Here is a 23,382-nt window from a genome sequence, read left to right on the forward strand (position 1 = left end):
GGACGAAGGGTTAAAGCCCGTCCCGGACGAAGGGTTAAAGCCCGTCCCGGACGAAGGGTTAAAGCCCGTCCCGGACGAAGGGTTAAAGCCCGTCCGGAACGAGGGGTTAAAGCCCGTCCGGCGTTTGAGGACGAGCCCGAAGGGCGATCGACCTAGCGAAAACCCCCTACAAGGCCACGCCAAGCAACGCGTCGACCGCCCGCGACACGACCCCGGGCGCCCCCTCGTCCGTCCCGCCCTCGGCAGCCTGCCAGGCAGCCCAGCGATCGACCGCGGCCAGCGCCGCGGGCGCGTCCAGGTCGTTCGCGAGGGCCTCGCGGATCTCCGCGACGAGCGCCTCGGCGGACGGCCCGTCGGGACGGGACACGGCGGCGCGCCACCGGCCGAGCCGCGCGACGGCCTCCGTGAGGACGGAGTCGGTCCACTCCCAGTCCGCGCGGTAGTGGTGCGCGAGGAGGGCGAGGCGGATGGCCGCGGGGTCGACGCCGTCGCGCCGCAGCTTCGACACGAAGACTAGGTTGCCCTTGGACTTGGACATCTTCGCGCCGTCCAGGGCGACCATCCCGGCGTGGACGTACGCCTTGGCGAAGGGATACTCGCCGGTCAGCGCCTGGGCGTGCGACGCGCCCATCTCGTGGTGCGGGAAGGTGAGATCCGATCCCCCGCCCTGCACGTCGAAGCCCATCCCCAGGTGGTCCAGGGCGATGGCCACGCACTCGATGTGCCAGCCGGGCCGGCCGCGGCCCAGCGAGCCGCCGTCCCAGCTCGGCTCGCCCTCGCGGGCCGCCATCCAGAGCATCGGGTCGAGCGGGTTCTTCTTGCCGGGGCGCTCGGGGTCGCCGCCGCGCTCGGCGGAGAGCAGCTTCATGGCGGCGGCGTCGAGCCCGGACACCTCGCCGAAGTGGGCGTCGGACTCGACGGAGAAGTAGGTGTCGCCCTCCAGTTCATAGGCGGCGCCCATGTCCCGGAGGCGTTCGACGAGCGGCACGATGCCGGGTATCGCCTCGACGGCTCCGATGTAGTGCTGCGGCGGCAGGAGCCGCAGCGCGGTCATGTCCTCACGGAACAGAGCGGTCTCGCCCTCGGCGAGCTCGACCCAGTCCTTGCCGTCACGGGTGGCGCGTTCCAGGAGCGGGTCGTCCACGTCGGTCACGTTCTGGACGTAGTGAACCTGCCGCTTGGTGTCGAGCCACACGCGCTGAACGAGGTCGAACGCGTTGTAGGTCGCCGCGTGACCCATGTGGGTGGCGTCGTACGGAGTGATGCCGCAGACGTAGATACGGGCGACGGGACCGGGGTCGAGGGTGACGAGTTCACCGGTCGCGGTGTCGTGGATCCGGAGGTCGCGGCCCTTGCCAGGAAGGGCGGGGACCTCAGAAGCGGGCCAGGCATGCATGCCCTGAGCCTAACCGGACGGGGCGTCCGTATACGAGTGGGGATCATCGAATGGTGGCCGAAGGGGCCCTCTTGCGGTGCCGAACGTCCTGTGCGGGGCCCTACACCGGTGGCCAGGGGATGGCGGGCCACTCGCCGGACGGCTCCGGATGGCGTCCGGTTTCCAGCAAGGACTCCACCCGCGCGCGCAGCGCCTCGGTCTCCGTCGCCGTGATGAGCCCGGTGAGCCGTTCGGCGAGGGCGGCGCCCTCCTTGAGCGCGTCCCGCAGGCCCTGGAGGACCTCGACGGCCTCCTCGGTCAGCGGCTCGCCCGCCCAGCCCCACAGCAGCGTCCGCAGCTTGTCCTCGGCGTTGAAGGTGACGCCGTGGTCAATGCCGTAGAGGCGTCCGTCGGCGGCCAGCAGGTGGCCGCCCTTGCGGTCGCCGTTGTTGATCACCGCGTCGAGCACCGCGAGCCGCCGCAGCCGGGCGTCGTCCGCGTGCACGAGCAGCGCGGTGCGCTCCTCGTCGACCTGGGCGCGTCCGACGGCCTTCCAGCCGTCTCCCGGCTCGTCGCCGTCGACCAGGGCGAGCAGCTCCTCGTCCCCGGAGTGCTCGACCCACAGCTGGCACATGCCTTCGCCGTAGGGCCCGTCCCGCAGCACGGTCGGCGGCACCAGGTCCCAGCCCATGGCCAGCGACACCTCGTACGCGGCGACCTCGCGCTGTGCGAGCGTGCCGTCGGGGAAGTCCCACAGGGGCCGCTCCCCGGCGACCGGTTTGTAGACACAGGCGGCCTCTTCACCCTCGTACGCGACCGTGCAGTAGAGCACCGCGTTGGAGGCCTCACGGATCTGCCCGCGCACGGTCAGCTCCCCGTGGGTGAGGAGCGTGACGGGGTCGACGCTCACACTCCCCGCCGGTATCCGTTCTGGCGCGGGCATACATGTCCTTCCGGGTCGAGCGGGAGGCTGCACAGCGGGCACGGCGGGCGGCCCGCGTTCACGACGTCGAGGGCCCGCTTGGCGAAGGCGCGGGCCTGGGCCCCGCTGAGCCGCACGCGGAGCATCGGCGGGCCGTTCTCCTCGTCCTGCAAAAGCCTTTCCTCAGCTTCGGCGAGATCGTCCTCGGAGTCGGCGTCCAGCTCGACGAGGGCCTGCGCCTCGACGATCATCCGCTCCTCCTCGCCGTCCCAGGCGAGCGCCATCGTGCCGACGCGGAACTCCTCCTCCACCGGCGAGTCGAGCGGCGCGCTGTCCGTGATCTCGGTCGGGGCGACGGCCGGCACGGCGGCGTTGCCGCCGCTGCGGCGCACGACCTCGTCGAGGAGTTCCTCCATGCGCTCGGCGAGCGCGGCCACCTGGGCCTTCTCCAGGGCGACGCTGGTCACCCGGACGCCCGCCGAGGCCTGCAGGAAGAACGTACGCCGTCCGGGCAGCCCGACCGTTCCCGCGACGAAACGCTCCGGGGGGTCGTAGAGGAACACCTGACGGGACACGTCCTGTCTCCATTGGATCGACTGCGAGTACTGGCGACGCGACGGCTTCGACGCGACGGCTGGACCACTGAGCGGGACCACCGGTCCCGCGTCAGCCGCTTCACCCTACTGCGGGCGACGATCACGGTGCGCCCGCACCGCCCCCCACCGTGGCGTCGCCGCCCGGCGGCTCCTCCCGGGGGGCGAGCGAGGCGAAGTCACCGGTGTCCCCGAGGCGTACGAGGAAAGGGCGCAGCCGGGTGTAGCGGATGACGGTGACGGAGCAGGGCTCTACGGAGATGCGCTGGAACAGGTCGAGGTGGAGCCCGATGGCCTCCGCGACGAGGGACTTGATGATGTCCCCGTGCGAGCACATCAGGTACACGGCGTCCTCGCCGTGCTCGCGCTCCACGCGCGCGTTCCACTCGCGTACCGCCTCGGCGGCCCGCGTCTGCATGGCCCGCATGGACTCCCCGCCGGGGAACCGGGCGGCGGACGGATGCTGCTGGACGATCTCCATCAGCGGCTCGTCGGCGAGCTCGGCGAGTTTGCGGCCCGACCAGTCGCCGTAGTCGCACTCCCCGATGCGGTCCTCGCCGTGGGCCTGGAGCCCGGGGCGGGCGGCGAGCAGCGGCGCGACCGTCTCCCGGCAGCGTTGCAGCGGGCTCGTGACGACCTCGGCGAGGGGCACGGCGGCCAGCCGGGCGGGCAGCGCGGCGGCCTGTGCGGCGCCGCGCTCGTCGAGGGCCACACCGGGGGTCCACCCGGCGAGCAGACCCGCTGTATTGGCGGTGGAGCGTCCGTGCCGGACGAGGATCAACGTGGGCATGCGGTCCAGCCTAAGCGCCGAGGAAGTGCAACCCCCGGGGTGGCTGGGAACAATGCGCAGTGTGATTGTCGACTGTGCCATTTACCGCGAGGGTCGTCGCAGCGAGGGCCCGCAGGATTTCTCCGACGCCTTGGACGAGGCGCGGGCCACCCATGAGGCGTTCGTCTGGGTCGGCCTGCACGAGCCGACGGAGGCGGAGTTCGACAAGGTCAGCGAGGAGTTCAGACTGCATCCCCTGGCCGTGGAGGACGCCCTCAAGGCCCATCAGCGGCCCAAGCTGGAGATCTACGACGACTCGCTGTTCATGGTCCTCAAGCCGGTCGTGTACGAGCCCGACAGCGACGCCGTCTCCTCCGGCGAGGTCATGCTCTTCATGGGCGACTCGTTCGTGGTGACCGTCCGCCATGGCGAGGGCGCCCCGCTCGGCGTCGTACGCCACCGTCTGGAAGCCGAGCCCGACGTCCTCAAGCACGGACCCACAGCCGTCCTGTACTCGATCGCCGACGCCTCCGTGGACCACTATCTGGAGGTCGCCGACGAGTTGCAGGCGGACCTGGAGGTCCTGGAGACGGAGGTCTTCTCGCCGGAAGACGGCGGTTCGCGCCACACGGCGTCCCGGATCTACAACTTCAAGCGGCAGATCCTCGAATTCCGCCGGGCCACCGGGCCCCTGTCCCTGCCTCTGGCACGCCTCTCCGGAGTGGGCCCCTTCGGACCCGCGGTGCCCTTCGTGGACGAGACGGCGCAGCCCTTCTTCCGGGACGTCAACGACCACCTGACGCGCGTCAACGAATCGGTGGAGGGCCTGGACCGGCTGGTGTCGGACATCCTGTCCGCGCATCTGGCGCAGATGAGCGTGCGGCAGAACGACGACATGCGGAAGATCTCGGCCTGGGCCGCCATGGCCGCGGTCCCCACGATGATCGCGGGGATCTACGGCATGAACTTCGACCACATGCCGGAGCTGCACTGGTGGTGGACCTACCCGGCCGTGATCGGCCTGATGGCCGTCCTCGAAGTGGTCCTGTACCGCATGTTCAAGCAGCGGGGCTGGATGTAGCGAACGTCATCGCCTAGGCGAATTCGGCCGCCGCGGCCGCGGGCCCGCCCAGGGCGTCGCGCCGTTCGGGCAGCCGCAGGGAGGCCATCCGCCGCCAGCCGCCGAGCCGTTCGTACGCGTACATCGCGTCGATGCCCGCGGCGAGCAGCTTCCGCTTGCTGGGGGGCCAGCGGAGGATGCGCCCCATGCGGTCCATCACGGCGAGGCCCACGTCGCGGTGGACGCGGGTCTCGGCGAGCGCGCACTCGCGCAGGGTGCGCTGGATGGCGTGGCCGTACCCGGCGGCGGCGAAGCGCAGCAGTTCCTCATGGCAGTACGCGAGGTGGTTGTCCTCGTCGTTGGAGATCATCCGGACCGCGCGGCCGATGTCCGGGTGGTCGGCGAAGTACTTGAGCAGCAGCCGCATCTGCTCGGAGGCGCGCTGCTCGGTGACCCTGCTGTGCGCGAGGTACGTGACGATGTCCTGCACGGTCAGCGGCTCGTCGGCCCTCAGCTGCTCGTGCGCGAGGCCGATGCCGTGCTTCTCCAGCAGCATCGTGTAGTCGGTCTCGTGCGGTACTTCGACGCGGGTCAGGCCGCGCTTCTTCAGCAACGCGTCGAAGATCCTGCCGTGCTTGTCCTCGTCGGCACCGTGCCGGGCGATCTTGGGGACGAGCGCGCTCTCGCCCGCCGGGACGAGCGCGGCGATGCGGCCGTTCTCCCAGCCGCCCTGGGTCTCACCGCTGGCGGCGATGGAGCAGAAGAGCCGGAACGACTCGTCGTTGTCGATGATCTCCTGGAAGACACTCCTGGCCGAAAGCATCACTGGCACCTCCATGCCCCTGTACCCGCTGTACGCGGACCTCCGCAAAGAAGTAGTCAAGTGCGAGGTTCACCGCTGAGCAACAGGTGTACAGGTCAGCTGCGCCGAACGAACGACGGCGACGGCGGCCCAGAGGCCGTAACCGTCGGGCCCCGCGGCGCGTTGTGCCCCGTGACGGCCGTGGCGGGGAAGACCCCCCGAGCCCCCACCACGGCCGCGGAAATCCCCTCTTCCCGTTACGCCAGACCGGCGCGCTCCAGCGCCTCGGTGCCCGCCCGCAGCGCGGCGATCCGGTCCTTCAGCGTGAAGCCCGCGGGCGACAGCGTGAGCGTGGTGACACCGGCCTCGGCGTAGGCCCGCATCCGGTCGGCGATCCGGTCCACGGAACCGAGCAGCGTCGTCGAGTCGATCAGCTGCTGCGGCACGGCGGCCGCCGCCCCGTCCTTGTCGCCCGCCAGGTACTTGTCCTGGATCTCGGCGGCCTCCTTCTCGTACCCCATGCGCCGCGCGAGCTGGTTGTAGAAGTTCTGCTTGCGGCTGCCCATGCCGCCGACGTACAGCGCGGTGTAGGGCCGGAACATGTCGGCGAGGGTGTCGACCTGGTCGTCCGCCCCGACCGCGATCGGCACCATCGGGACGACGTCGAAGCCCTCCATGGTCTTGCCGGCCTTCTCACGCCCGGCGCGCAGGTACCGCAGCGCCGTCTCTTCCAGGTGCTCGGCGGCCGGGAAGATCAGCAGGGCGCCGTCGGCGATCTCGCCGGTCTGCTCCAGGTTCTTCGGGCCGATCGCGGCGACGTACAGCGGAATGTGCTCGCGCTGCGGGTGGACGGTCAGCTTGATGGGCTTGCCGGGGCCGCCGGGCAGCGGGAGCGTCCAGTGCTCGCCCTCGTAGGAGAGGCGCTCGCGGGTCATGGCCTTGCGGACGATCTCGACGTACTCGCGCGTGCGGGCCAGCGGCTTGTCGAACTTCATGCCGTACCAGCCCTCGGAGACCTGCGGCCCCGAGACGCCGAGACCCAGGCGGAACCGGCCGCCGGAGAGCGAGTCGAGGGTGGCGGCCGTCATCGCGGTCATCGCGGGCTGCCGGGCCGGGATCTGGAAGATCGCAGATCCGATGTCGATGCGTTCGGTCTGCGCGGCGACCCAGGTGAGCACTGTCGCGGCGTCCGAGCCGTACGCCTCTGCGGCCCAGCAGACCGCGTAGCCGAGCCTGTCGGCCTCCTTGGCGACCGCGAGGTTGTCCGCGTCGATCCCGGCGCCCCAGTAGCCGAGGTTGATCCCGAGCTGCATGGCCGATCCCCTTACCGCTTTACTCGTGAGTAACGTCCCTGTGCGGGGACTGTAGCGCGCGGCCGCCCGATCCGTCAGGGGCCCGGCGGTTCACCTCACGGGTGACCGGGTTCTCCACAGTCACTGGTTTGTCCACAGGCCCGCCCGCCACCGGAGCCCGGCCAGTAATCTCAGCGCCCATGGAGCAGAGGCATCTCGGCCGGACCGGCCTGCGCGTGTCCCGGATCGGGCTCGGCACCCTCACCTGGGGTCATACCGAGGAGAGCGACGCCGCCGATCTGTTGAAGGTGTTCTGGGAGGCGGGCGGCACACTCGTCGACACCGCCGATGTGTACGGCGACGGGGAGTCCGAGTATCTGCTCGGGCGCCTGATCGAGCGGCTCGTGCCCCGGCACGATCTGGTCATCGCCACCAAGGCCGGCAGCGTGCCCGACCCCGAGCGGCGCTTCAACGGCTCACGGGGCCATCTGCTCTCCGCGCTCGACGCCTCGCTCAACCGCCTCTGCACCGACCACGTGGACCTCTGGCAGGTGCACGCCTTCGATCCCGCGACGCCCCTGGACGAGACCCTGCAAGCCCTCGACATCGCGGTCAGCAGCGGCCGGGCCCGCTATGCGGGCGTCTCCAACTTCTGCGGCTGGCAGCTCGCCAAGGCCGCGACCTGGCAGCTGGCGATGCCGGGCGCGCGCGCCCGCATCGCGAGCACACAGATGGAGTACTCCCTGCTTCAGCGCGGCGTCGAGCGGGAAGTGCTGCCCGCGGCCGTCGACCTGGGGGTGGGCCTGCTGCCCTCGTCGCCGCTCGGCCGGGGTGTGCTCACCGGGAAGTACCGCCACGCCACGCCCGCCGACTCGCGCGGCGGCTCCGACCACATGGCGCCCTTCGTCGCGCCGTACCTCGACGACGCGGCGGGCCACATCGTCGACGCCCTCGCGACGGCCGCGGACGGGCTCGCGGCGACCCCGCTCCAGGTCTCCCTCGCGTGGGTGCGGGACCGCCCCGGGGTGACGGCCCCGATCGTCGGCGCGCGCAACGCGCAGCAGCTCACGGCCGCGTTGTCAGTGGAGACCCTTAGTCTTCCTGACGAGATCTGCCAGGCGCTCGACGACGTGTCGGCGCCGGTGCACCGCTATCCCGATCACGACTGGAGCACGCTGTGAGTACGGAACCCGCCGCCGCGGAGGACCCCGAGGCCGGTGCCGAGGCTGAGGTCGAGGCCGCCGCCGAGCGGGACTCCGAGGCCGCGACGGAGGGCGTCGCCGCGTCGGAGAGCGAGGCCGCACCGGAAGGCGACGCCGCATCGGAGGCGGCCGAGGCCGACGCCGAAGGCGCGGTCGAGAGCCCCGCCATGGCCACGACCGACGGCACCGCCGAGGCTACGACCGACGGCACCGTCGGAGGCACTCCCGAGGCCACTGGCGAGGCCGAGGCTGAGGTCGAGGCCGCCGCCGAGCGGGACTCCAAGGCCACGACGGAGGACGTCGCCGCGCCGGAGAGCGAGGCCGCACCGGAAGGCGCGGCCGCATCGGAGGCGGCCGAGGCCGACGCCGAAGGCGCGGTCGAGAGCCCCGCCATGGCCACGACCGACGGCACCGCCGAGGCTACGACCGACGGCACCGTCGGAGGCACTCCCGAGGCCACTGGCGAGGCCGAGGTCGAGGCCGCCGCCGAGCGGGACTCCAAGGCCGCGACGGAGGGCGTCGCCGCGCCGGAAAGCGAGGCCGCGTCGGAGGCGGCCGAGGCCGACGCCGAAGGCGCGGTCGAGAGCTCCGCCATGGCCACGGCCGACGGCACCGCCGAGGCTACGACCGACGGCACCGTCGGAGGCACTCCCGAGGCCACTGGTGAGGCCACCGCCGAAGGCGCTGCCGACGGCACCGGCAAGGCCGCCGAGCTGTCCGAGACCGAGGCGGAGATCGCCGCGCAGCGGGAGTTGCGGGAGCGGATCGAGCAGCGCAAGGCGTCGAAGGAGGGGCCGATCGAGGCGGGGACGAAGCTGAGCGGCACGGCCGCCGACCTGCTGGCGGCCGTGCGCGCCGTGGAGAGCGGCGAGAAGCCCGTCGCCGCCGTCTTCCGGGAGCCGGAGACCGCGCGGCGCAGGCCGGCGCCGTCGCCCGCACAGGAGCCCGTGCGCCCGCGGCAGCCGACGGTGGCGGCGCCCGCCGCGGAGACCGTCGACGCGGTCCGCGCCGTGCTCGCCGAAGGAGGCGCCCCCGCCGCGCTCGCCGCGCCGACGGCGGCCGCGCTCGGCGAGGGCGCCGAGGGGCAACTGCGGGCCGATCCCTGGCAGCTGCTGCGCGTCACCGGTGTACGGCCCGAGCAGGCCGACGGCTTCGCCAGGGCGCTGCTCGGCTCCGAGTGCGGGCCCGACGACGAGCGCAGGGGCCGCGCGATCACCGTCTGGCTCCTGGAGCAGGCGGCCGTCGCGGGGCACACGGCGCTGGACGCCGCCGCGCTCACCGCGGCCCTGGGGCAGCGCGCGGTCCCGGATCCGGACGCCGCGGTGCAGGGCGCCCTGGCGGAGGGCGACGCCCTGGTCTTCCAGGACGCCGTCGAAGGGGCCGAGGTGCCGGTCCAGCGCTCGGACGACGAGAGCACACGGGACGAGGAGGGCGCGGAGGGCGAGCCGGAGCGCCCGGTCCGCATCCTGATCGGCCTCGAACGGTACGCGATGGCGGAGGAGAGCCTCGCCGACGGGCTGGCCCGGATCATCAACTCCCTGCCCAAGGAAGATGGCGGCTCGGGCCCCCGGGACACCGGCTGGGAGGCCGCCGCGGCTCAGGCGTCCGGGTCCACGGCCGAGCTGATCCGCGCCGTCGCCGGGCACGGCCTCGTGCTGCACTCCGGCGGCGAGGCGGCCCGCGCCGAGGCCGCCGCGCTGGTCACCGCGGCCGCGGCGCTGGGCCTCCGGGTCTGCGCCGCCGCGCACAGCGCCGACGGACGGCGCCGCCTCGCGCGGGCGACCGGCATGGACGAGGCGGCCGTGTCCGTGGCGGGGCTGCTCTCCGGGACGCAGGGCCCCGGGCGCGACGCGGACGGCGCCCTCGCGCTCGACCTCCTGGTGGTCCTGGACGCCCCGCAGCTGGACGTGGAGACCGCGGCGATGCTCGTGGAGTCGCTGCCGGACGGCGCCCGGCTGGTGCTCAGCGGCGACCCGGGCGTCCTGTGGTCGGCGGGCCCCGGCCGGGTCTTCGCGGACCTCGTCGCCGCCCGCTGCTGCCCGCAGGTCGTCTCGCGCACACCGGACCCCGGCCCCCTCGGGGAGCTGACGTCCGGCATCGGCATCGGCGAGCTGAACCGGGTCGAGGCGCCCGGCAAGGAGGTCGTGCTCGTCCCGGTGCGCGACGCCGCCGAGGCGATCCACCGCACGGTGCAGCTCGTCGCGGACTCGGTGCCGAGGGCGATCGGCGTGCCCGCCGAGCAGACGCAGGTCATCACGCCCGGACACGGCGGCGCCGCGGGCACACGCGCGCTCAACACCGCGCTGAAGGAGCGGCTGAACCCCGGCCCGGGCCGGTTCGGCGGCTTCGACCCCGGCGACCGGGTCGCCCATGTGCCGGCGGCGGGCCGCACGACGCTCGGCAGTGTGGTGCGGGCCGACGCGGAGGGGCTGCACCTGGAGTGCGACGGCGCCCCCGTCGTCGTACGCAAGGAGCGGGTGGAGCAGGAGGTCCGGCACGCCTGGGCGCTCACCGCGCACCAGGCGACGGGGCTGCGCTGGCCCGCGGTGGTCGTCGTGCTGCCCGGCGACGCGGCGCAGCTGCTGACGCGGCCGTGGGTCTACACCGCGTTCAGCCGCGGCGAGCGGCATCTGTCGGTCGTGCAGGGCGTCGAGCAGGCGCTGCCCCAGGCGGTGGCGGAGCGCCTCTGGAAGGACCGTACGACGCGCCTGGGGACGCTGCTGCGCCCGCAGGTCCCGTCAGCCACCTCCTGAGCGGCGCCCGCCCGCTTCGGCCATGAGCAGGCGCGCCGCCCCCGAAGGAGCGGCGCGCCCGCCGACGTGAGCGTCGGCCGTCAGCGACCGGCTCCGCGAAGACCGGAGCCGGTCCCGTCGGCCCCACCGGTCTCGCCGGCCCCACCGGTCACGTCGACTTCGTCGGCCTCCTCGATCTCCTCGATCTCGTCGAGGGGCACCGCCACATCGGGGTCGATGTCGGGGTCGATGTCCGGGTCCGCGTCGAGCCCGTCGAGCCCCTCGTCGTCCAGGTCGTCGTCGAAGACCGCGCTGACGTCGAAACGGCACACCACCCGGTGCGGGTCGGCCTGGTCGAAGGGGGCCTCCAGCCACTCCCCCGGCTCGGCGGGGGCGTCCGACGCGGTGACCCACAGCGTGGAGTCGCCCTCCTCCAGGCCGAACTCCTTGTGCCGGGAGGCGATCTCGTCCGGTTCGAACTCGCCGAAGAGGACACCGAGCGCGCCGTGCACGGTGTCGGCCGGTCCGGCACCCCCCTGCCCGGTCGCGTCGATGTCGGCGACCCGCTGGGCCTGGGCGAGGAGTCGCTGCGGCTCCGCCACGGCGTAGTCGCGGCGGATCAGCACGCTCAGCGCGTTCGCCTCCTCCGGGCCGCGGTACGGCGGCAGCGCGCCCTCCGTGGCGGGGATCTCGAAGGGCGTGACCTCGTCGTAGCGGTCGTAGAGGAGTTCGTCATACTCCTCGGCCGCGGCGGCGAGTTCGTTGAACGCTTCATAGACGGCCGGATCGTCCTCGCCCGACCTGCGTTCGACCGCGGCCAGGTGGCGGTCGAGCGCGGTCTTGACCGCCTCGGCGGCGGCACGTACCTCGGCAGCGGTGGGCTGCGCAGCATCAGACATAGTGCAGACGCTATCCGTACCGGGCCCGTGCCCGCACAATAGATGCGATGCCGGAATACGAATTTGTCGACGTGTACGTACCGCGCGGGGTCACCCGCAAGGAAGCCACACGTCTGCTGACGGACCACGCGGAGTACGGACACTGGGAGTTGGACCGACTGAGTCTGCATCCCGACGGAAGCCGCAGAGTGCGGCTGAAACGGCGCATCATCCGCCAGGTGCGGGCCACCTGGTGAGTGGGTGCGGGACGGATTGGGTCGCGGACGGCGGAGACGCCGAGCCGCGGACGGCGGAAACGCCACACCGAGAACGCCTCGCCGGGTACGCCTCACCGGGAACAGGAGAACGGAGCGGGTCCCCGCCGCTGCGGGGCCCGCTCCGTTCCGGTGTCCTCGGGTTCAGGTCGGCTCAGGCGGCCGCCCGCGCCCTCCGGTACAGCACGGTGCCCGCGAGCAGCACGCCCGCGCCGACCGGCAGCGCGAGGCCGACCGGCAGCGAGCTGCCGGTCTCCGCGAGCCGCGAGGTGCCCTCGGACGGGGTGGCGATCTGCGTGCCCGGGTGGTTCGGCTTGACGTGATCGACCGGGTCGTGGGGCTTACCGGGCTCTCCCGGCTTGCCCGGGGTCTCCGGCTTACCGGGCTGTTCCGGCTTGCCCGGCTCACCCGGATTGCCCGGCTCCTCGGGCTTGCCCGGCTCTTCCGGCTTGCCCGGCTCCTCGGGCTCCGTCGGGGGCTTCTCGCCGCCCGGCGGGGTCACCGAGTCCCCGGAGTCATTGGCGCATTTGTTGCCGGCGGCCGCGTTGCCGAGGCCGCCGACGTTGACGCTGTTGCCGCAGACGTTGACCGGCGCGTGCACCGGCGCCTGGACGTTGTTGCCGGAGCCGACGCCCGGCGAGTCGCCGGCGCGGCCCTCGGCCTTGGCTCCGCCGGAGGGCTTGGGCGCACCGCCGCCGCCCCGGTGGGATGAATTGGCGCACTTGTTGCCCGCCGCGGGGTTCAGGGCCCCGACGACGTTCACCGTGTTGCCGCACACGTTGACCGGGGCGTGAACGGGAGCCTGGACGGTATTGCCCGACAGCACACCGGGCGAGTTCGAACTGCCCCCTCGGGCGGTCGAGTCCGCGTGCGCGTAGCCGCCTGACACGGCGAGTACGCCGGTCGCGGCCGCCACAGTGATCAAGCCTTTGCGTGTGACCTGTCGCATAGCTGTTCCCTGCCTATTGCCTTCCGAAGTACGCCCGGGCGTGTTCGCCCGGACGTGGAATGCCCATCGGCCCCGAAGCGCATGGCGTGCACTCCGGGGCCGACCGACTCAGACCCTCAAGGGGTGAGGCACAACGTCACTTGTTGACGCAGTAGTTGCCGAAGGTGGGGTTCAGCAGCCCGACCACGGAGATCGTGTTCCCGCAGGCGTTCACCGGCACGTGCACGGGCACCTGGACAACATTGCCCGAGGCCACACCGGGAGAGTTCACGGCGGCACCCTGAGCGCCGGCATCGGCAGTGGCGATACCCGCACCGGCGAGCAGGAGACCACCAGTAGCAGCCGCAGCAGCGACGACCTTCTTGATCATTATTCCTCCTTGTTGGCAATGCAGTCCCAGCCGCGGACTGCACCACCTGTAACGAGGAGAAAGCTGCGGGGCTACGAACCTATGGTCTCTTTCACTCTTTTCAGTCAAGTACGCACGCCCTGCCGATTATTGGAGGGTCGTTTCAGTACGTAAAGCCGCTGCTGTCAGGAAGCGTCGATGAATCGGTCGAGTACCCGAACCCCGAACTTGAGGCCGTCGACCGGGACCCGCTCGTCGACACCGTGGAACATGCCCGCGAAGTCCAGCTCCGGCGGCAGCTTCAGCGGCGCGAAGCCGAAGCCGCGGATGCCGAGGTCGTCGAAGGACTTGGCGTCCGTGCCGGCGGAGAGCATGTACGGCACGGCGCGCGCGATCGGGTCCTCGGCGCGCAGGGCGGTCTGCATGGCGTCGACGAGCGCGCCGTCGAACGTCGTCTCCAGGGCCTTGTCCGCGTGCACGTCCTCACGCCTGACGTTCGGGCCGAGGATCCGGTCGAGGTCGGCGAGGAACTCCTCCTCGTGGCCGGGCAGATAGCGGCCGTCGACGTGCGCGGTGGCCTGTCCGGGGATCACGTTCACCTTGTAGCCGGCGCCGAGCTGTGTCGGGTTGGCGGTGTTCTGGAGGGAGGCGCCGATGAGCTTGGCGATGCCGCCGAGCTTGGCGAGCGTCTGGTCCATGTTCTCCGGGTCGAGCTCGGTGCCGAGGGCGTCGCCGAGCTCGTCGAGGAAGTGCCGCAGCGTCTTGGTGACGCGCACCGGGAACTTGTGCCGCCCGAGGCGCCCGACCGCCTCGCTCAGCTCGGTGATCGCGTTGTCCTTGTGGATCATCGATCCGTGGCCGGCGGTGCCGTCCACGGTCAGCTTCATCCAGTGCATGCCCTTCTGGGCCGTCTCGACGAGGTAGAGCCGCAGGTTCTCGTTGACGGTGAAGGAGAAGCCGCCGACCTCGCTGATCGCCTCCGTGCACCCCTCGAAGAGGTCCGGGTGGTTGTCCACGAGATACCGCGCTCCGTACGTACCGCCCGCCTCCTCGTCCGCGAGGAAGGCGAGGACGATGTCGCGCGGGGGTTTGCGGCCGGTGCGCAGCCTCTCCCGGACGACCGCGAGGGTCATCGCGTCCATGTCCTTCATGTCGACGGCGCCCCGCCCCCACACGCAGCCGTCCGCGATCTCCCCGGAGAACGGGTGGTGCGTCCAGTCCACGGCGTTGGCCGGTACGACGTCGGTGTGGCCGTGGATGAGCAGCGCGGGCCGCGACGGGTCCTCGCCCTCGATCCTGGCGACCGTGGAGGCCCTGCCGGGGTGGGACTCGAAGATCTTGGGTTCGAGACCGACCTCGGCGAGCTTCTCGGCGACGTACTCGGCGGCCTTGCGCTCCCCCGGGCCCGAGTGGTCGCCGTAGTTGCTCGTATCGATCTGGATCAGTTCGCGACAGAGGTCGACGACCTCGTCCTCACCGGTGACGGCCTTGCCCGTGCTGGACCCGCTCACGCTGGGCTCCTCCCGCATTCGCTGCTGGTGGTCCCCCACATCCTCTCTCTCCCGGGCCCCGCGCCCAAGGCCGGGCAGGTGCCGTCATCAGCAGTTCACAGCCCCGGCGGGGGTGATCGAGTGCCCCCGGAAGCCTGGTAATGTTCTCTGTGTCGCCGCGGGGAACACCCCGCGAAGACAGACACCTGGTCCGGGTGGCGGAATGGCAGACGCGCTAGCTTGAGGTGCTAGTGCCCTTTATCGGGCGTGGGGGTTCAAGTCCCCCCTCGGACACCAGTAGAGACCCCACTTCACGTGGGGTTTTCTGCATTTCTGGGCAGTGGCGCCCCGGATGCGGCGAGCTTCCGAGCCCCCCGTTCTTCCTTCTGCGCCCGGCCCCACTCGCCGAGGAGCTTCAACCGGGTGCGCCGGGGTGCGCCGCCGTGCCGAGACCTTCTCATCGTGGTGTGCTAGACAGAAATGCGGGCCTCTCCAGGTAGAAGCCGTGGGACACGTCTCCACCCCAACCCAGCCGTTCGGCAGCGGAGTGGACCAGTAGCGCCGGCCGGGTGCTGTCCCGGTCGGACTCGGAGGCGAACCGGGGGGCGCACTCGGTCAGTTGTTGCCCGAGCCATTCCGCCGCTTCCTTCGGCTCCTCCCAGGTGCCGCGCACCAGCTTCGCGGGCTTGATCAGCCAGTGGGCCGTTTCCAGCGGTGGCAGGTCCACGGTCGGGAACTCCGCCTTCACTTCCTTGTACCGCGCGACCAGCTCCGGCTTATCGGCCGGTGGTGGATCAGGGTGCGGGGGCCGTCTCAGCGCCTCGTCATCGAACCGTTGCTTGGAGCCGGTCCACAGGTAGCCGTGGTGGTGCAACTGTCGTCCCGTTCGGTCCAGGAAGGGAGCGCCCACCGGCCCTGACTCTCGGGGGTGAGCCAGGGCCGGGGGGCCAGGAGTGGCCGTCAGGCAGACGGGCCGAAGCGGGCTTGTTCGGTGAGGAGGAACGTGAACCGCTTGGAGCGGTCGAGTAGTACGGCCTGCCGTTCGACCTTCATGCCGACTGCCTTGGCCTGTTGTGTCGGCGGGGCATGAACGATGCTCTCCCGGATGTAGTCCGGCGTGGCTAGCAACCCTGTGGTCATGGACAACAAGAAGTACCGGAAGTCTGTGGTCACGGCCTCCAACCCGGCTAGCTCCAGTTGCTTCTTATCCAGTCCCTTTCGATGCAGGGCCTTGCGATCCTGCCATTCCGTCTGAGCTATTCGAGCCATGGCCATCACTTCGGCCGCGACGGCGCGCGATGCGCCAACTCCCTTGAGCATGGCCGCCAGTTCTAAACCGGACTGGTCAAGCTGGTCAGGCTCGATGGCCACCGTTCACGTACTCCTCGAAGGGGACCGATTCCCTTACAGCGATCCGTTGATATTCGATGAACGGAGACACGTCACCCTCGAAGACCTCGCGATTGATCTGCCTGCCGTCCGCCTCGTAGTTCATGAGAACGACCTCTGCACGGTCGAACATCCAGAAATCGTGAACTCCCTCAAGAGGGTTGGCGCGTTTTGTTACGTCGAGGATTCGGATTTGCACCCGGCCGTTCCGCTTCCCCTCGGCGCGCTGACGCGAGATGCGCTCCGTGTATGGAGAGACCGTGTATGGAGAGACCGTGTATGGGGTCAGAGTGCGTCCCTCGCGGAAGGCCGCGAACTCCTCCGCCTCGTGTGGTACGAGGTACTGCGGCAGCGTCTCAAGTCGCCATGCTTCCTGCTTGATCTCGGCGAACCGCCGACGCCACTCGTCACCATCCAAGAGCACGTACAGCCTCCCTCAGAACTTTCTCCGGGATCTCCACCAGGGCCTCACCGGATGGCGGCGTGAACACCTCCGAGACGCTGCCCTGAACCACGAGCGAGCCGTCCGCCCTCCGGTAGGCGTTCGGGCAGTCTTCGTCGCCGCAGGTGCCGTTTCCGTTGCCGGTAAGCCGGGTCAGTTCCTCGCGTCCCATGCTGAAACCCCCTCGTAGCCAGCACGTCTCTCGCGTTGGAGCTCGCCCGCCGTCGGCCGTTGGGCCCGTCAGTTGTTTCCGGCCTCTTCCTTGAGGGCGATGTTGAGCTTGAGGACGTTGACGCGGGGTTCGCCCATGAAGCCGAGGGTTCGGTCTTCGGTCTGGTCGTCGACCAGCTTCTGGACCCGCGCCACGGTCAGGTGGTTCTTCAGCGCCACGCGGTGGACCTGGAGGTCGGCGTAGGCCGGGGAGATGTGCGGATCCAGGCCCGAGCCCGAGGAGGTGACCGCCTCGGGGGGCACGTCGGAGGGCTTGACGCGGTGGGTCGCGGTGGAGTTGTCCTTGATGACGGCCGCTTTGGCGTCGTTGATCTGGGCGATCAGGGCCTTGCTGTCGGCGGAGAGGTTCGTGGCGCCGGACAGGAGCAGTTTGTATTCGGTGTTGACGCTGTTCTCGCCGAGGCCGTTGGAGGGGCGTGGCTGGAACCACCTGAGGTCGGGCTCGGGTGTCTTCTGGCCCTTCTTGAGCGGCAGGTCGTAGCGCTGGCCGATGAGTTCGGAGCCGACGACCTTGCCGTGCGACTCGATCTCGGAGCCATTGGCCTTGTTGTGGAGGAGCGTTTGGGCTACGCCTGTTACCGCGAGCGGGTAGAGGACGCCGCAGACCACGGTCAGGACGATCAGGGCGCGCAGGCCCGCGCCGAGCAGCCGGGCGGTGTTCCGTACGGAGTTGTTCATGGGCACGTCATCCAATGCCGGGGATGAGAGAGATGAGTACGTCGATGATCTTGATGCCGATGAACGGGGCGACGAGCCCGCCGAGGCCGTAGACGCCGAGATTGCGGCGGAGCATCCGGTCCGCGCTCATCGGCCGGTAGCGCACGCCCTTCAGGGCCAGCGGCACGAGCGCGATGATGATCAGGGCGTTGAAGACGACCGCGGAGAGGATCGCCGACTCCGGGGACGTCAGGTTCATGATGTTGAGCTTGTCCAGCGACGGGTAGGCCACCGCGAACATCGCGGGGATGATCGCGAAGTACTTCGCGACGTCGTTGGCGATCGAGAAGGTCGTCAGCGCGCCCCGGGTGATCAGGAGTTGCTTGCCGATCTCGACTATCTCGATGAGCTTGGTGGGGTTGGAGTCCAGGTCCACCATGTTCCCGGCCTCCTTGGCGGCCGAGGTGCCGGTGTTCATGGCCACGCCCACGTCGGCCTGGGCGAGCGCGGGGGCGTCGTTGGTGCCGTCGCCCGTCATCGCCACCAGCTTGCCGCCGGCCTGCTCGCGCTTGATCAGGGCCATCTTGTCCTCGGGCGTCGCCTCGGCGAGGAAGTCGTCGACGCCCGCCTCGTCCGCGATCGCCTTGGCGGTCAGCGGGTTGTCGCCCGTGATCATGACGGTCTTGATGCCCATGCGGCGCAGCTCGTCGAAGCGCTCGCGCATGCCCTCCTTGACGACGTCCTTGAGGTGGATGACGCCGAGGACCCGGGCGCCCCCGGCGTCTTCGAGGGCCACCAGGAGCGGGGTGCCGCCGGCCTGGGAGATGCGGTCGTTGAGGGCCTGCGCGTCCGCCGCGACGGCTCCTCCGCGCTCCTTGACCCAGGCGATGACCGAGCCGGTCGCGCCCTTGCGGACCTTGCGGCCCTCCACGTCCACGCCCGACATGCGGGTCTGTGCCGTGAACGGGATCCAGTCGGCGCCGGTCAGTTCTCCCTGGTGGCGTTCGCGCAGGCCGTACCTCTCCTTCGCGAGTACGACGATCGAGCGGCCCTCGGGCGTCTCGTCGGCCAGCGAGGAGAGCTGGGCGGCGTCGGCCAGCTCCGCCTCGGTGGTGCCGCGTACCGGGACGAACTCGGCGGCCTGGCGGTTGCCGAGCGTGATGGTGCCGGTCTTGTCGAGGAGGAGGGTGGAGACGTCGCCCGCCGCCTCGACGGCGCGGCCCGACATGGCGAGGACGTTGCGCTGCACCAGGCGGTCCATGCCCGCGATGCCGATCGCGGAGAGCAGGGCGCCGATGGTCGTCGGGATCAGGCAGACGAGCAGCGCCGTCAGGACGATGAGGGAGGTCTGGTCGTCGGCTCCCGCGTAGATCGCGAACGGCTTCAAGGTCACTACCGCGAGCAGGAAGACGATGGTGAGGGACGCGAGGAGGATGTTGAGCGCGATCTCGTTCGGCGTCTTCTGGCGGGCCGCGCCCTCGACCAGGTTGATCATGCGGTCGATGAACGTCTCGCCGGGCTTCGTCGTGATCTCGATGACGATGCGGTCGGAGAGGACCTTCGTACCGCCCGTCACGGCGGACCGGTCGCCGCCCGACTCGCGGATGACCGGCGCCGACTCGCCCGTGATCGCGGACTCGTCCACGCTCGCCACGCCCTCGACGACGTCACCGTCGCCGGGGATGATGTCGCCCGCCTCGCAGACCACCAGGTCGCCGACGCGCAGTTCGGTGCCGGGCACCGACTCCTCCGTGGCACCGGTCAGGCGGCGGGCGACCGTGTCCGTTTTGGCCTTGCGCAAGGTGTCGGCCTGGGCCTTGCCGCGGCCCTCGGCGACGGCCTCGGCGAGGTTGGCGAAGACCGTGGTCAGCCAGAGCCAGGCGGTGATCGCCCAGCCGAACCAGTCCCCCGGGTCCAGCGCCGCGAGCACGGTGGTGACCACCGAGCCGATCAGGACGACGAACATGACCGGTGACTTGACCATGACCCGCGGGTGCAGCTTGCGGAAGGCGTCCGGCAGGGACTTCAGCAACTGGGCGGGGTCGAAGAGACCCCCGCCGACCTTGCCCTCGCCGGTGGGACCGTGCCGCTGGGGCGCGTCCTGGTCGGGAGCGTCCTGGTGGGGAGCGGTGACCGGACCGGTGTCCGGTGCGGCCGTCTCCTGCTTCTTGGTGTGTGTGCTCATGACGCCAGCCCCTCGGCAAGCGGTCCCAGCGCGAGCGCGGGGAAGTAGGTGAGACCGGTGATGATCATGATTGCGCCGACCAGCAACCCGGTGAACAGCGGTTTTTCGGTGCGCAGGGTGCCCGCGGTCCGAGGGACGGGAGTCTGCGCGGCCAGCGAGCCGGCGAGCGCGAGGACGAACACCATCGGCAGGAAGCGGCCGAGCAGCATGGCGAGGCCGATCGTGGTGTTGAACCAGTCGGTGTCCGCGCTGAGGCCGCCGAAGGCGGAGCCGTTGTTGTTGGCGCCGGACGTGAAGGCGTACAGGATCTCGGAGAAGCCGTGCGCCCCGGAGTTGAGCATCGAGTCCTTGGGCGTGGGCAGCGCCATCGACACGGCCGTGAAGCCGAGTACGAGCGCCGGGGTGATGAGGATGTAGCAGGCCGCCAGTTTGATCTCGCGGGTGCCGATCTTCTTGCCCAGGTACTCCGGCGTACGGCCGACCATCAGGCCCGCGATGAACACGGCGATGACCGCCATGACGAGCATGCCGTAGAGGCCGGAGCCCACACCGCCGGGCGCGATCTCGCCGAGCTGCATGCCGAGCATCTGGATGCCGCCGCCGAAGCCGGTGTAGGAGGAGTGGAAGGAGTTCACGGCGCCCGTGGAGGTGAGCGTGGTGGCCACCGCGAAGATCGACGAGCCGCCGATCCCGAAGCGGGTCTCCTTGCCCTCCATCGCCCCGCCCGCCAGGTCCGGCGCCGGGCCGCCGTGGTGGAACTCGGTCCACATCATCAGCGCGGTGAAGCCGAGCCAGATCGTCGCCATCGTGGCGAGGATCGCGTAGCCCTGCCGGACCGAGCCGACCATCTTGCCGAAGGTGCGGGTCAGCGCGAACGGGATGAGGAGGATCAGGAAGATCTCGAAGAGGTTCGAGAAGGGGCCCGGGTTCTCGAAGGGGTGGGCGGAGTTGGCGTTGAAGTAGCCGCCGCCGTTGGTGCCAAGCAGCTTGATGACCTCCTGCGTGGCGATCGCGCCGCCGTTCCACAGCTGGGTACCGCCCAGGAACTGTCCGACCTCGTGGATGCCGGAGAAGTTCTGGAGCACGCCGCAGGCGACCAGTACGAGCGCGCCGATCACGGAGATCGGCAGCAGGATGCGGACGACGCCGCGCACCAGGTCGGCCCAGAAGTTGCCCAGCTCCCCGGTGCGGGACCGGGCGAAGCCGCGTACGAGGGCCACCGCGACGGCGATGCCCACCGCCGCCGAGACGAAGTTCTGCACGGCGAGGCCGGCGGTCTGCACGACGTGGCCCATGGCCTGTTCGCCGGAGTACGACTGCCAGTTGGTGTTCGCCACGAACGAGGCCGCGGTGTTGAACGCCTGGTCCGGATCGATGGCCTTGAAGCCGAGCGAGCCGGGCAGCGAGCCCTGGAGCCGCTGCAGCAGGTAGAGGAAGACGACGCCGACCGCGGAGAAGGCGAGGACTCCGCGCAGATACGCGGTCCAGCGCATCTCGGTGTCGGGGTCGGCGCCGATGGCCTTGTACATCCACTTCTCGACGCGCAGATGCTTCGTCGAGCCGTAGACGCGGGCCATGTGGTCGCCTAGGGGACGGTATGCCAGGGCGAGTGCCGCTATGAGAGCGAGCAGCTGGAGCACGCCGGCAAGGACGGGGCTCATATCCGTACTCAGAACCTCTCCGGAAAGACGAGGGCGAGGACGAGATAGCCCAGGAGGGCGACGGCCACGATCAGGCCGACGACGTTCTCGGCGGTCACAGCTTCGTCACCCCCTTGGCGACAAGTGCCACCAGCGCGAAGACCGCGATCGTGGTGGCGACGAAGGCCAGATCGGCCATCGTGAGCTCCTGAGGAAGTGGACGGGTGAATTGCTTGGTCCGAGACAAACTCCCTTTCAGCCGTTTCCGGCCGCCGTTGACGCCGTCCATACGGCGTCCACAGCCGTCTTGACGGGTCTCTTACGAAAGTCGGAAAACTGGGGCGGCTACAGAGGTGGGGGCGCTATGCGGAGAGCGCGTACGTCGTCGCGCGGCGCAGCGGCGGGTCCCCGGCGGCTGGCCGGATCCCGGCTGCCGCCATGGCCCGCACCCCGTGAAGACTGGCCTATCCCACGCACCCGGGCGCCGGCGCCCACCGCGCGCCCCGGCCACCGAGCAGAGGCGGAACGCCATGCCGAACGGAGCGCAGATCCTGATCAACGGCCTCGTGGACGCGGGTGTCCGCGCGTGCTTCGCCAACCCCGGCACCTCCGAGATGCACTTCGTGGCCGCGCTCGACGAGGTCCCGGAGCTGCGGCCCGTGCTCTGCCTCTTCGAAGGCGTGGCCACGGGCGCCGCCGACGGATACGGGCGGATGGCCGGGCGCCCCGCGTGCACGCTGCTGCATCTGGGGCCGGGTCTCGCGGGCGGCCTGCCCAATCTGCACAACGCGCGGCGGGCCGCGACGCCCCTCGTCAACGTCGTCGGCGACCACGCCCTCGGCCACAAGCGGTTCGACGCGCCCCTGGAGTCCGACATCGGGGCGCTCGCGCGCACGGTGTCGGCCTGGACGCGGCGTACATATCACGCCACCGACATCGCCGACGACGTCACGCGGGCCGTCGCCGCGGCCACCGGGCCGCCCGGGGCCATCGCGACGCTGGTGGTGCCCGCCGACGTGTCCTGGTCCGAGGCGGGGCCGCCGCCCGTGGCCGCGCCCGCCGCCGTCGCGCGGCGGGGCCTCGTCTCGGTGGACGCGGTGACGGGCGCCGCCGAAGCGCTGCGGTCCGGCGACGGCGTCGCCCTGCTGCTCGGCGGGGAGGCCGCGCGCGGTGCCGGGCTCGTGGCGGCCGGACGCGTGGCCGCGGCGACCGGCGCGAAGCTGCTGTGCGAGACCTTCCCCGCCCGTCTGGAGCGCGGCGCGGGACGGCCCGTCGTGGAGCGGCTGGCCTACCTCGCGTCCGGCGCGGGGCAGCAATTGGCGGGCGTACGACACCTGGTGCTCGCCGGGGCGGCCTCGCCGGTAGCCTTCTTCGCCCGCCCAGGGTCGAGCGGCGCTCTGGTCCCCGAGGGGTGCGCGGTGCATACGCTCGCGGCGGGCGCGGAGGATGTGACGGCGGCGCTCGAAGGGCTCGCGGAGGTGGTGGGTCCCGGCGCCTCTCCCCTACGGGAAGGCGCCGCCCGGCCCGCGCTGCCCTCCGGTGAGCTGACCGGCGAGTCGGCCGCCGCGGTGATCGGGGCGCTGCTCCCGGAGGGTGCCGTCGTCGTCGACGAGGCCAACACCTCGGGCATCTGGCTGCCGGGCGCGACGGCCGGGGCGCCGCCGCACGACTGGCTGACGCTGACCGGCGGTTCGATGGGACAGGGTCTGCCGCTCTCGGTGGGCGCGGCGGTGGCCTGTCCCGGCCGGCCCGTGCTGGCGCTGGTGGGGGACGGCGCCGCGATGTACACGCCGCAGGCGCTGTGGACGCAGGCGCGGGAAGGGCTCGACGTCACCACGGTCGTCTTCGACAACCGCGCGTACGCGATTCTCGGCCTGGAGCTGGGCGCGGCGGGCGGGGCCCGGGCCCGGCGGCTCCTCGACCTGTCCGGGCCCGCCCTGGACTTCGTCTCGCTGGCGCGCGGCATGGGCGTCCCGGCGGAACGGGCGACGACGGCCGAGGAGTTCGCGGCGTCGCTCAAGCGGGGCTGGGCGGAGCCGGGGCCGTTCGTCATCGACTGTGCCGTACCGGCGCTGGCATGAAGCACATGAAGCGCAGGCGCACGAAGCACATGCAGCGCGTGAATCCAGCCTCTCCGGCGATCGAGGAGC

Annotated in this window: 24 protein-coding genes and 1 tRNA gene; 6 read left to right on the top strand and 19 right to left on the bottom strand. The window is 70.9% G+C overall.

The window, feature by feature from the left end:
- Positions 1–166 precede the first annotated feature (166 nt).
- The 4 genes from mshC to ACWDVB_RS13535 all read right to left on the bottom strand — a co-directional run bounded on the left by mshC (position 167) and on the right by ACWDVB_RS13535 (position 3,680).
- A complete protein-coding gene (mshC, locus tag ACWDVB_RS13520; protein WP_451516811.1) occupies positions 167–1,396 on the bottom strand; it encodes a cysteine--1-D-myo-inosityl 2-amino-2-deoxy-alpha-D-glucopyranoside ligase in 1,230 nt (409 codons plus the stop codon).
- Between the two features lie 100 nt (positions 1,397–1,496).
- Positions 1,497–2,318, bottom strand: a complete 822-nt coding sequence (locus ACWDVB_RS13525; RefSeq protein ID WP_451516810.1) for an SCO1664 family protein — start codon at positions 2,316–2,318, stop codon at positions 1,497–1,499.
- Positions 2,282–2,872, bottom strand: coding sequence for a DUF3090 domain-containing protein (locus ACWDVB_RS13530; protein ID WP_451516809.1), 591 nt, complete (start codon positions 2,870–2,872; stop codon positions 2,282–2,284). The genes ACWDVB_RS13525 and ACWDVB_RS13530 overlap by 37 nt, the downstream gene beginning before the upstream one ends.
- A gap of 121 nt (positions 2,873–2,993) precedes the next feature.
- Positions 2,994–3,680, bottom strand: a complete 687-nt coding sequence (locus ACWDVB_RS13535; protein ID WP_451516808.1) for a histidine phosphatase family protein — start codon at positions 3,678–3,680, stop codon at positions 2,994–2,996.
- 61 nt (positions 3,681–3,741) lie between these two features.
- Here ACWDVB_RS13535 and corA point away from each other — a divergent pair, with 61 nt between their 5' ends.
- Entirely contained in the window at positions 3,742–4,740 is a 999-nt protein-coding gene (gene corA, locus ACWDVB_RS13540; protein WP_451516807.1) for a magnesium/cobalt transporter CorA, read from the top strand.
- A gap of 13 nt (positions 4,741–4,753) precedes the next feature.
- Here the strand turns inward: corA and ACWDVB_RS13545 are convergent, their stop codons facing one another.
- A complete protein-coding gene (locus tag ACWDVB_RS13545) occupies positions 4,754–5,542 on the bottom strand; it encodes a ferritin-like domain-containing protein (RefSeq protein WP_451516806.1) in 789 nt (262 codons plus the stop codon).
- A gap of 236 nt (positions 5,543–5,778) precedes the next feature.
- Entirely contained in the window at positions 5,779–6,834 is a 1,056-nt protein-coding gene (locus ACWDVB_RS13550; RefSeq protein ID WP_451516805.1) for an LLM class F420-dependent oxidoreductase, read from the bottom strand.
- 179 nt (positions 6,835–7,013) lie between these two features.
- On the opposite strand from ACWDVB_RS13550, the gene ACWDVB_RS13555 reads away from it, so the two are divergent.
- Both ACWDVB_RS13555 and ACWDVB_RS13560 read left to right on the top strand, forming a co-directional pair.
- Complete coding sequence (locus ACWDVB_RS13555; protein ID WP_451516804.1) at positions 7,014–7,994, top strand: aldo/keto reductase; 981 nt, start codon at positions 7,014–7,016, stop codon at positions 7,992–7,994.
- Positions 7,995–8,407: 413 nt separating this feature from the next.
- On the top strand, positions 8,408–10,768 hold the full coding sequence (locus ACWDVB_RS13560) for a helix-hairpin-helix domain-containing protein (protein WP_451516819.1): 2,361 nt from the start codon (positions 8,408–8,410) through the stop codon (positions 10,766–10,768).
- Between the two features lie 80 nt (positions 10,769–10,848).
- Here the strand turns inward: ACWDVB_RS13560 and ACWDVB_RS13565 are convergent, their stop codons facing one another.
- Positions 10,849–11,646 (bottom strand): hypothetical protein, encoded by a 798-nt coding sequence (locus ACWDVB_RS13565; RefSeq protein ID WP_451516803.1) that lies wholly within the window; start codon positions 11,644–11,646, stop codon positions 10,849–10,851.
- Positions 11,647–11,693: 47 nt separating this feature from the next.
- Here ACWDVB_RS13565 and ACWDVB_RS13570 point away from each other — a divergent pair, with 47 nt between their 5' ends.
- Positions 11,694–11,882 (top strand): DUF5703 family protein, encoded by a 189-nt coding sequence (locus ACWDVB_RS13570; RefSeq protein WP_127911640.1) that lies wholly within the window; start codon positions 11,694–11,696, stop codon positions 11,880–11,882.
- 172 nt (positions 11,883–12,054) lie between these two features.
- Here ACWDVB_RS13570 and ACWDVB_RS13575 read toward each other — a convergent pair whose 3' ends face one another.
- The 3 genes from ACWDVB_RS13575 to ACWDVB_RS13585 form a co-directional block, all read right to left on the bottom strand.
- Positions 12,055–12,849 carry a chaplin gene (locus ACWDVB_RS13575; protein ID WP_451516802.1) on the bottom strand — a complete coding sequence of 265 codons (795 nt, stop codon included), beginning with the start codon at positions 12,847–12,849 and terminating at the stop codon, positions 12,055–12,057.
- A gap of 136 nt (positions 12,850–12,985) precedes the next feature.
- Complete coding sequence (locus ACWDVB_RS13580) at positions 12,986–13,219, bottom strand: chaplin (protein ID WP_451516801.1); 234 nt, start codon at positions 13,217–13,219, stop codon at positions 12,986–12,988.
- 164 nt (positions 13,220–13,383) lie between these two features.
- Positions 13,384–14,727, bottom strand: coding sequence for a M20/M25/M40 family metallo-hydrolase (locus tag ACWDVB_RS13585; protein ID WP_451516800.1), 1,344 nt, complete (start codon positions 14,725–14,727; stop codon positions 13,384–13,386).
- Between the two features lie 170 nt (positions 14,728–14,897).
- Between ACWDVB_RS13585 and ACWDVB_RS13590 the strand changes: the two genes are divergently transcribed.
- Positions 14,898–14,985, top strand: a tRNA-Leu gene (locus ACWDVB_RS13590).
- A 160-nt stretch (positions 14,986–15,145) separates the two neighbouring features.
- Here ACWDVB_RS13590 and ACWDVB_RS13595 read toward each other — a convergent pair.
- From ACWDVB_RS13595 to ACWDVB_RS13635, 9 genes are all read right to left on the bottom strand, one after another.
- Entirely contained in the window at positions 15,146–15,562 is a 417-nt protein-coding gene (locus ACWDVB_RS13595) for a hypothetical protein (RefSeq protein WP_451516818.1), read from the bottom strand.
- An 86-nt stretch (positions 15,563–15,648) separates the two neighbouring features.
- Positions 15,649–16,059 carry a Scr1 family TA system antitoxin-like transcriptional regulator gene (locus ACWDVB_RS13600; RefSeq protein ID WP_451516799.1) on the bottom strand — a complete coding sequence of 137 codons (411 nt, stop codon included), beginning with the start codon at positions 16,057–16,059 and terminating at the stop codon, positions 15,649–15,651.
- A complete protein-coding gene (locus ACWDVB_RS13605) occupies positions 16,043–16,501 on the bottom strand; it encodes a DUF6879 family protein (RefSeq protein WP_451516798.1) in 459 nt (152 codons plus the stop codon). Before ACWDVB_RS13605 ends, ACWDVB_RS13600 begins: the two co-directional genes overlap by 17 nt.
- Positions 16,485–16,691 (bottom strand): hypothetical protein, encoded by a 207-nt coding sequence (locus tag ACWDVB_RS13610; protein WP_451516797.1) that lies wholly within the window; start codon positions 16,689–16,691, stop codon positions 16,485–16,487. The genes ACWDVB_RS13605 and ACWDVB_RS13610 overlap by 17 nt, the downstream gene beginning before the upstream one ends.
- Positions 16,692–16,759: 68 nt before the next feature.
- The gene (locus ACWDVB_RS13615; protein ID WP_451516796.1) at positions 16,760–17,428 is read right to left on the bottom strand and encodes a potassium-transporting ATPase subunit C; all 669 of its coding nucleotides are present in this window, start codon (positions 17,426–17,428) and stop codon (positions 16,760–16,762) included.
- A gap of 7 nt (positions 17,429–17,435) precedes the next feature.
- A complete protein-coding gene (kdpB, locus tag ACWDVB_RS13620) occupies positions 17,436–19,592 on the bottom strand; it encodes a potassium-transporting ATPase subunit KdpB (RefSeq protein ID WP_451516795.1) in 2,157 nt (718 codons plus the stop codon).
- Positions 19,589–21,253: a potassium-transporting ATPase subunit KdpA gene (gene kdpA / locus ACWDVB_RS13625; RefSeq protein WP_451516794.1), complete on the bottom strand. Its 1,665-nt coding sequence runs from the start codon at positions 21,251–21,253 to the stop codon at positions 19,589–19,591. Before kdpA ends, kdpB begins: the two co-directional genes overlap by 4 nt.
- A gap of 8 nt (positions 21,254–21,261) precedes the next feature.
- The gene (kdpF, locus tag ACWDVB_RS13630; protein WP_037896654.1) at positions 21,262–21,351 is read right to left on the bottom strand and encodes a K(+)-transporting ATPase subunit F; all 90 of its coding nucleotides are present in this window, start codon (positions 21,349–21,351) and stop codon (positions 21,262–21,264) included.
- Positions 21,348–21,521 carry a hypothetical protein gene (locus tag ACWDVB_RS13635; RefSeq protein ID WP_451516793.1) on the bottom strand — a complete coding sequence of 58 codons (174 nt, stop codon included), beginning with the start codon at positions 21,519–21,521 and terminating at the stop codon, positions 21,348–21,350. Before ACWDVB_RS13635 ends, kdpF begins: the two co-directional genes overlap by 4 nt.
- A 241-nt stretch (positions 21,522–21,762) precedes the next feature.
- On the opposite strand from ACWDVB_RS13635, the gene ACWDVB_RS13640 reads away from it, so the two are divergent.
- The gene (locus ACWDVB_RS13640; RefSeq protein ID WP_451516792.1) at positions 21,763–23,313 is read left to right on the top strand and encodes an acetolactate synthase large subunit; all 1,551 of its coding nucleotides are present in this window, start codon (positions 21,763–21,765) and stop codon (positions 23,311–23,313) included.
- The last annotated feature ends 69 nt before the right edge of the window (positions 23,314–23,382 follow it).

Source organism: Streptomyces sp. NPDC003379 (genome assembly GCF_053589195.1).

Excerpts from the sequence above, each read along its gene's own strand:
- mshC (WP_451516811.1), bottom strand. The coding sequence starts at position 1,396 with ATGCATGCCTGGCCCGCTTCTGAGGTCCCCGCCCTTCCTGGCAAGGGC.
- ACWDVB_RS13525 (WP_451516810.1), bottom strand. The coding sequence starts at position 2,318 with ATGCCCGCGCCAGAACGGATACCGGCGGGGAGTGTGAGCGTCGACCCC.
- ACWDVB_RS13535 (WP_451516808.1), bottom strand. The coding sequence starts at position 3,680 with ATGCCCACGTTGATCCTCGTCCGGCACGGACGCTCCACCGCCAATACA.
- ACWDVB_RS13545 (WP_451516806.1), bottom strand. The coding sequence starts at position 5,542 with ATGCTTTCGGCCAGGAGTGTCTTCCAGGAGATCATCGACAACGACGAG.
- ACWDVB_RS13550 (WP_451516805.1), bottom strand. The coding sequence starts at position 6,834 with ATGCAGCTCGGGATCAACCTCGGCTACTGGGGCGCCGGGATCGACGCG.
- ACWDVB_RS13555 (WP_451516804.1), top strand. The coding sequence starts at position 7,014 with ATGGAGCAGAGGCATCTCGGCCGGACCGGCCTGCGCGTGTCCCGGATC.
- ACWDVB_RS13560 (WP_451516819.1), top strand. The coding sequence starts at position 8,408 with ATGGCCACGACCGACGGCACCGCCGAGGCTACGACCGACGGCACCGTC.
- ACWDVB_RS13565 (WP_451516803.1), bottom strand. The coding sequence starts at position 11,646 with ATGTCTGATGCTGCGCAGCCCACCGCTGCCGAGGTACGTGCCGCCGCC.
- ACWDVB_RS13570 (WP_127911640.1), top strand. The coding sequence starts at position 11,694 with ATGCCGGAATACGAATTTGTCGACGTGTACGTACCGCGCGGGGTCACC.
- ACWDVB_RS13575 (WP_451516802.1), bottom strand. The coding sequence starts at position 12,849 with ATGCGACAGGTCACACGCAAAGGCTTGATCACTGTGGCGGCCGCGACC.
- ACWDVB_RS13580 (WP_451516801.1), bottom strand. The coding sequence starts at position 13,219 with ATGATCAAGAAGGTCGTCGCTGCTGCGGCTGCTACTGGTGGTCTCCTG.
- ACWDVB_RS13585 (WP_451516800.1), bottom strand. The coding sequence starts at position 14,727 with ATGCGGGAGGAGCCCAGCGTGAGCGGGTCCAGCACGGGCAAGGCCGTC.
- ACWDVB_RS13610 (WP_451516797.1), bottom strand. The coding sequence starts at position 16,691 with ATGGGACGCGAGGAACTGACCCGGCTTACCGGCAACGGAAACGGCACC.
- ACWDVB_RS13615 (WP_451516796.1), bottom strand. The coding sequence starts at position 17,428 with ATGAACAACTCCGTACGGAACACCGCCCGGCTGCTCGGCGCGGGCCTG.
- kdpB (WP_451516795.1), bottom strand. The coding sequence starts at position 19,592 with ATGAGCACACACACCAAGAAGCAGGAGACGGCCGCACCGGACACCGGT.
- kdpA (WP_451516794.1), bottom strand. The coding sequence starts at position 21,253 with ATGAGCCCCGTCCTTGCCGGCGTGCTCCAGCTGCTCGCTCTCATAGCG.
- ACWDVB_RS13635 (WP_451516793.1), bottom strand. The coding sequence starts at position 21,521 with ATGGACGGCGTCAACGGCGGCCGGAAACGGCTGAAAGGGAGTTTGTCT.
- ACWDVB_RS13640 (WP_451516792.1), top strand. The coding sequence starts at position 21,763 with ATGCCGAACGGAGCGCAGATCCTGATCAACGGCCTCGTGGACGCGGGT.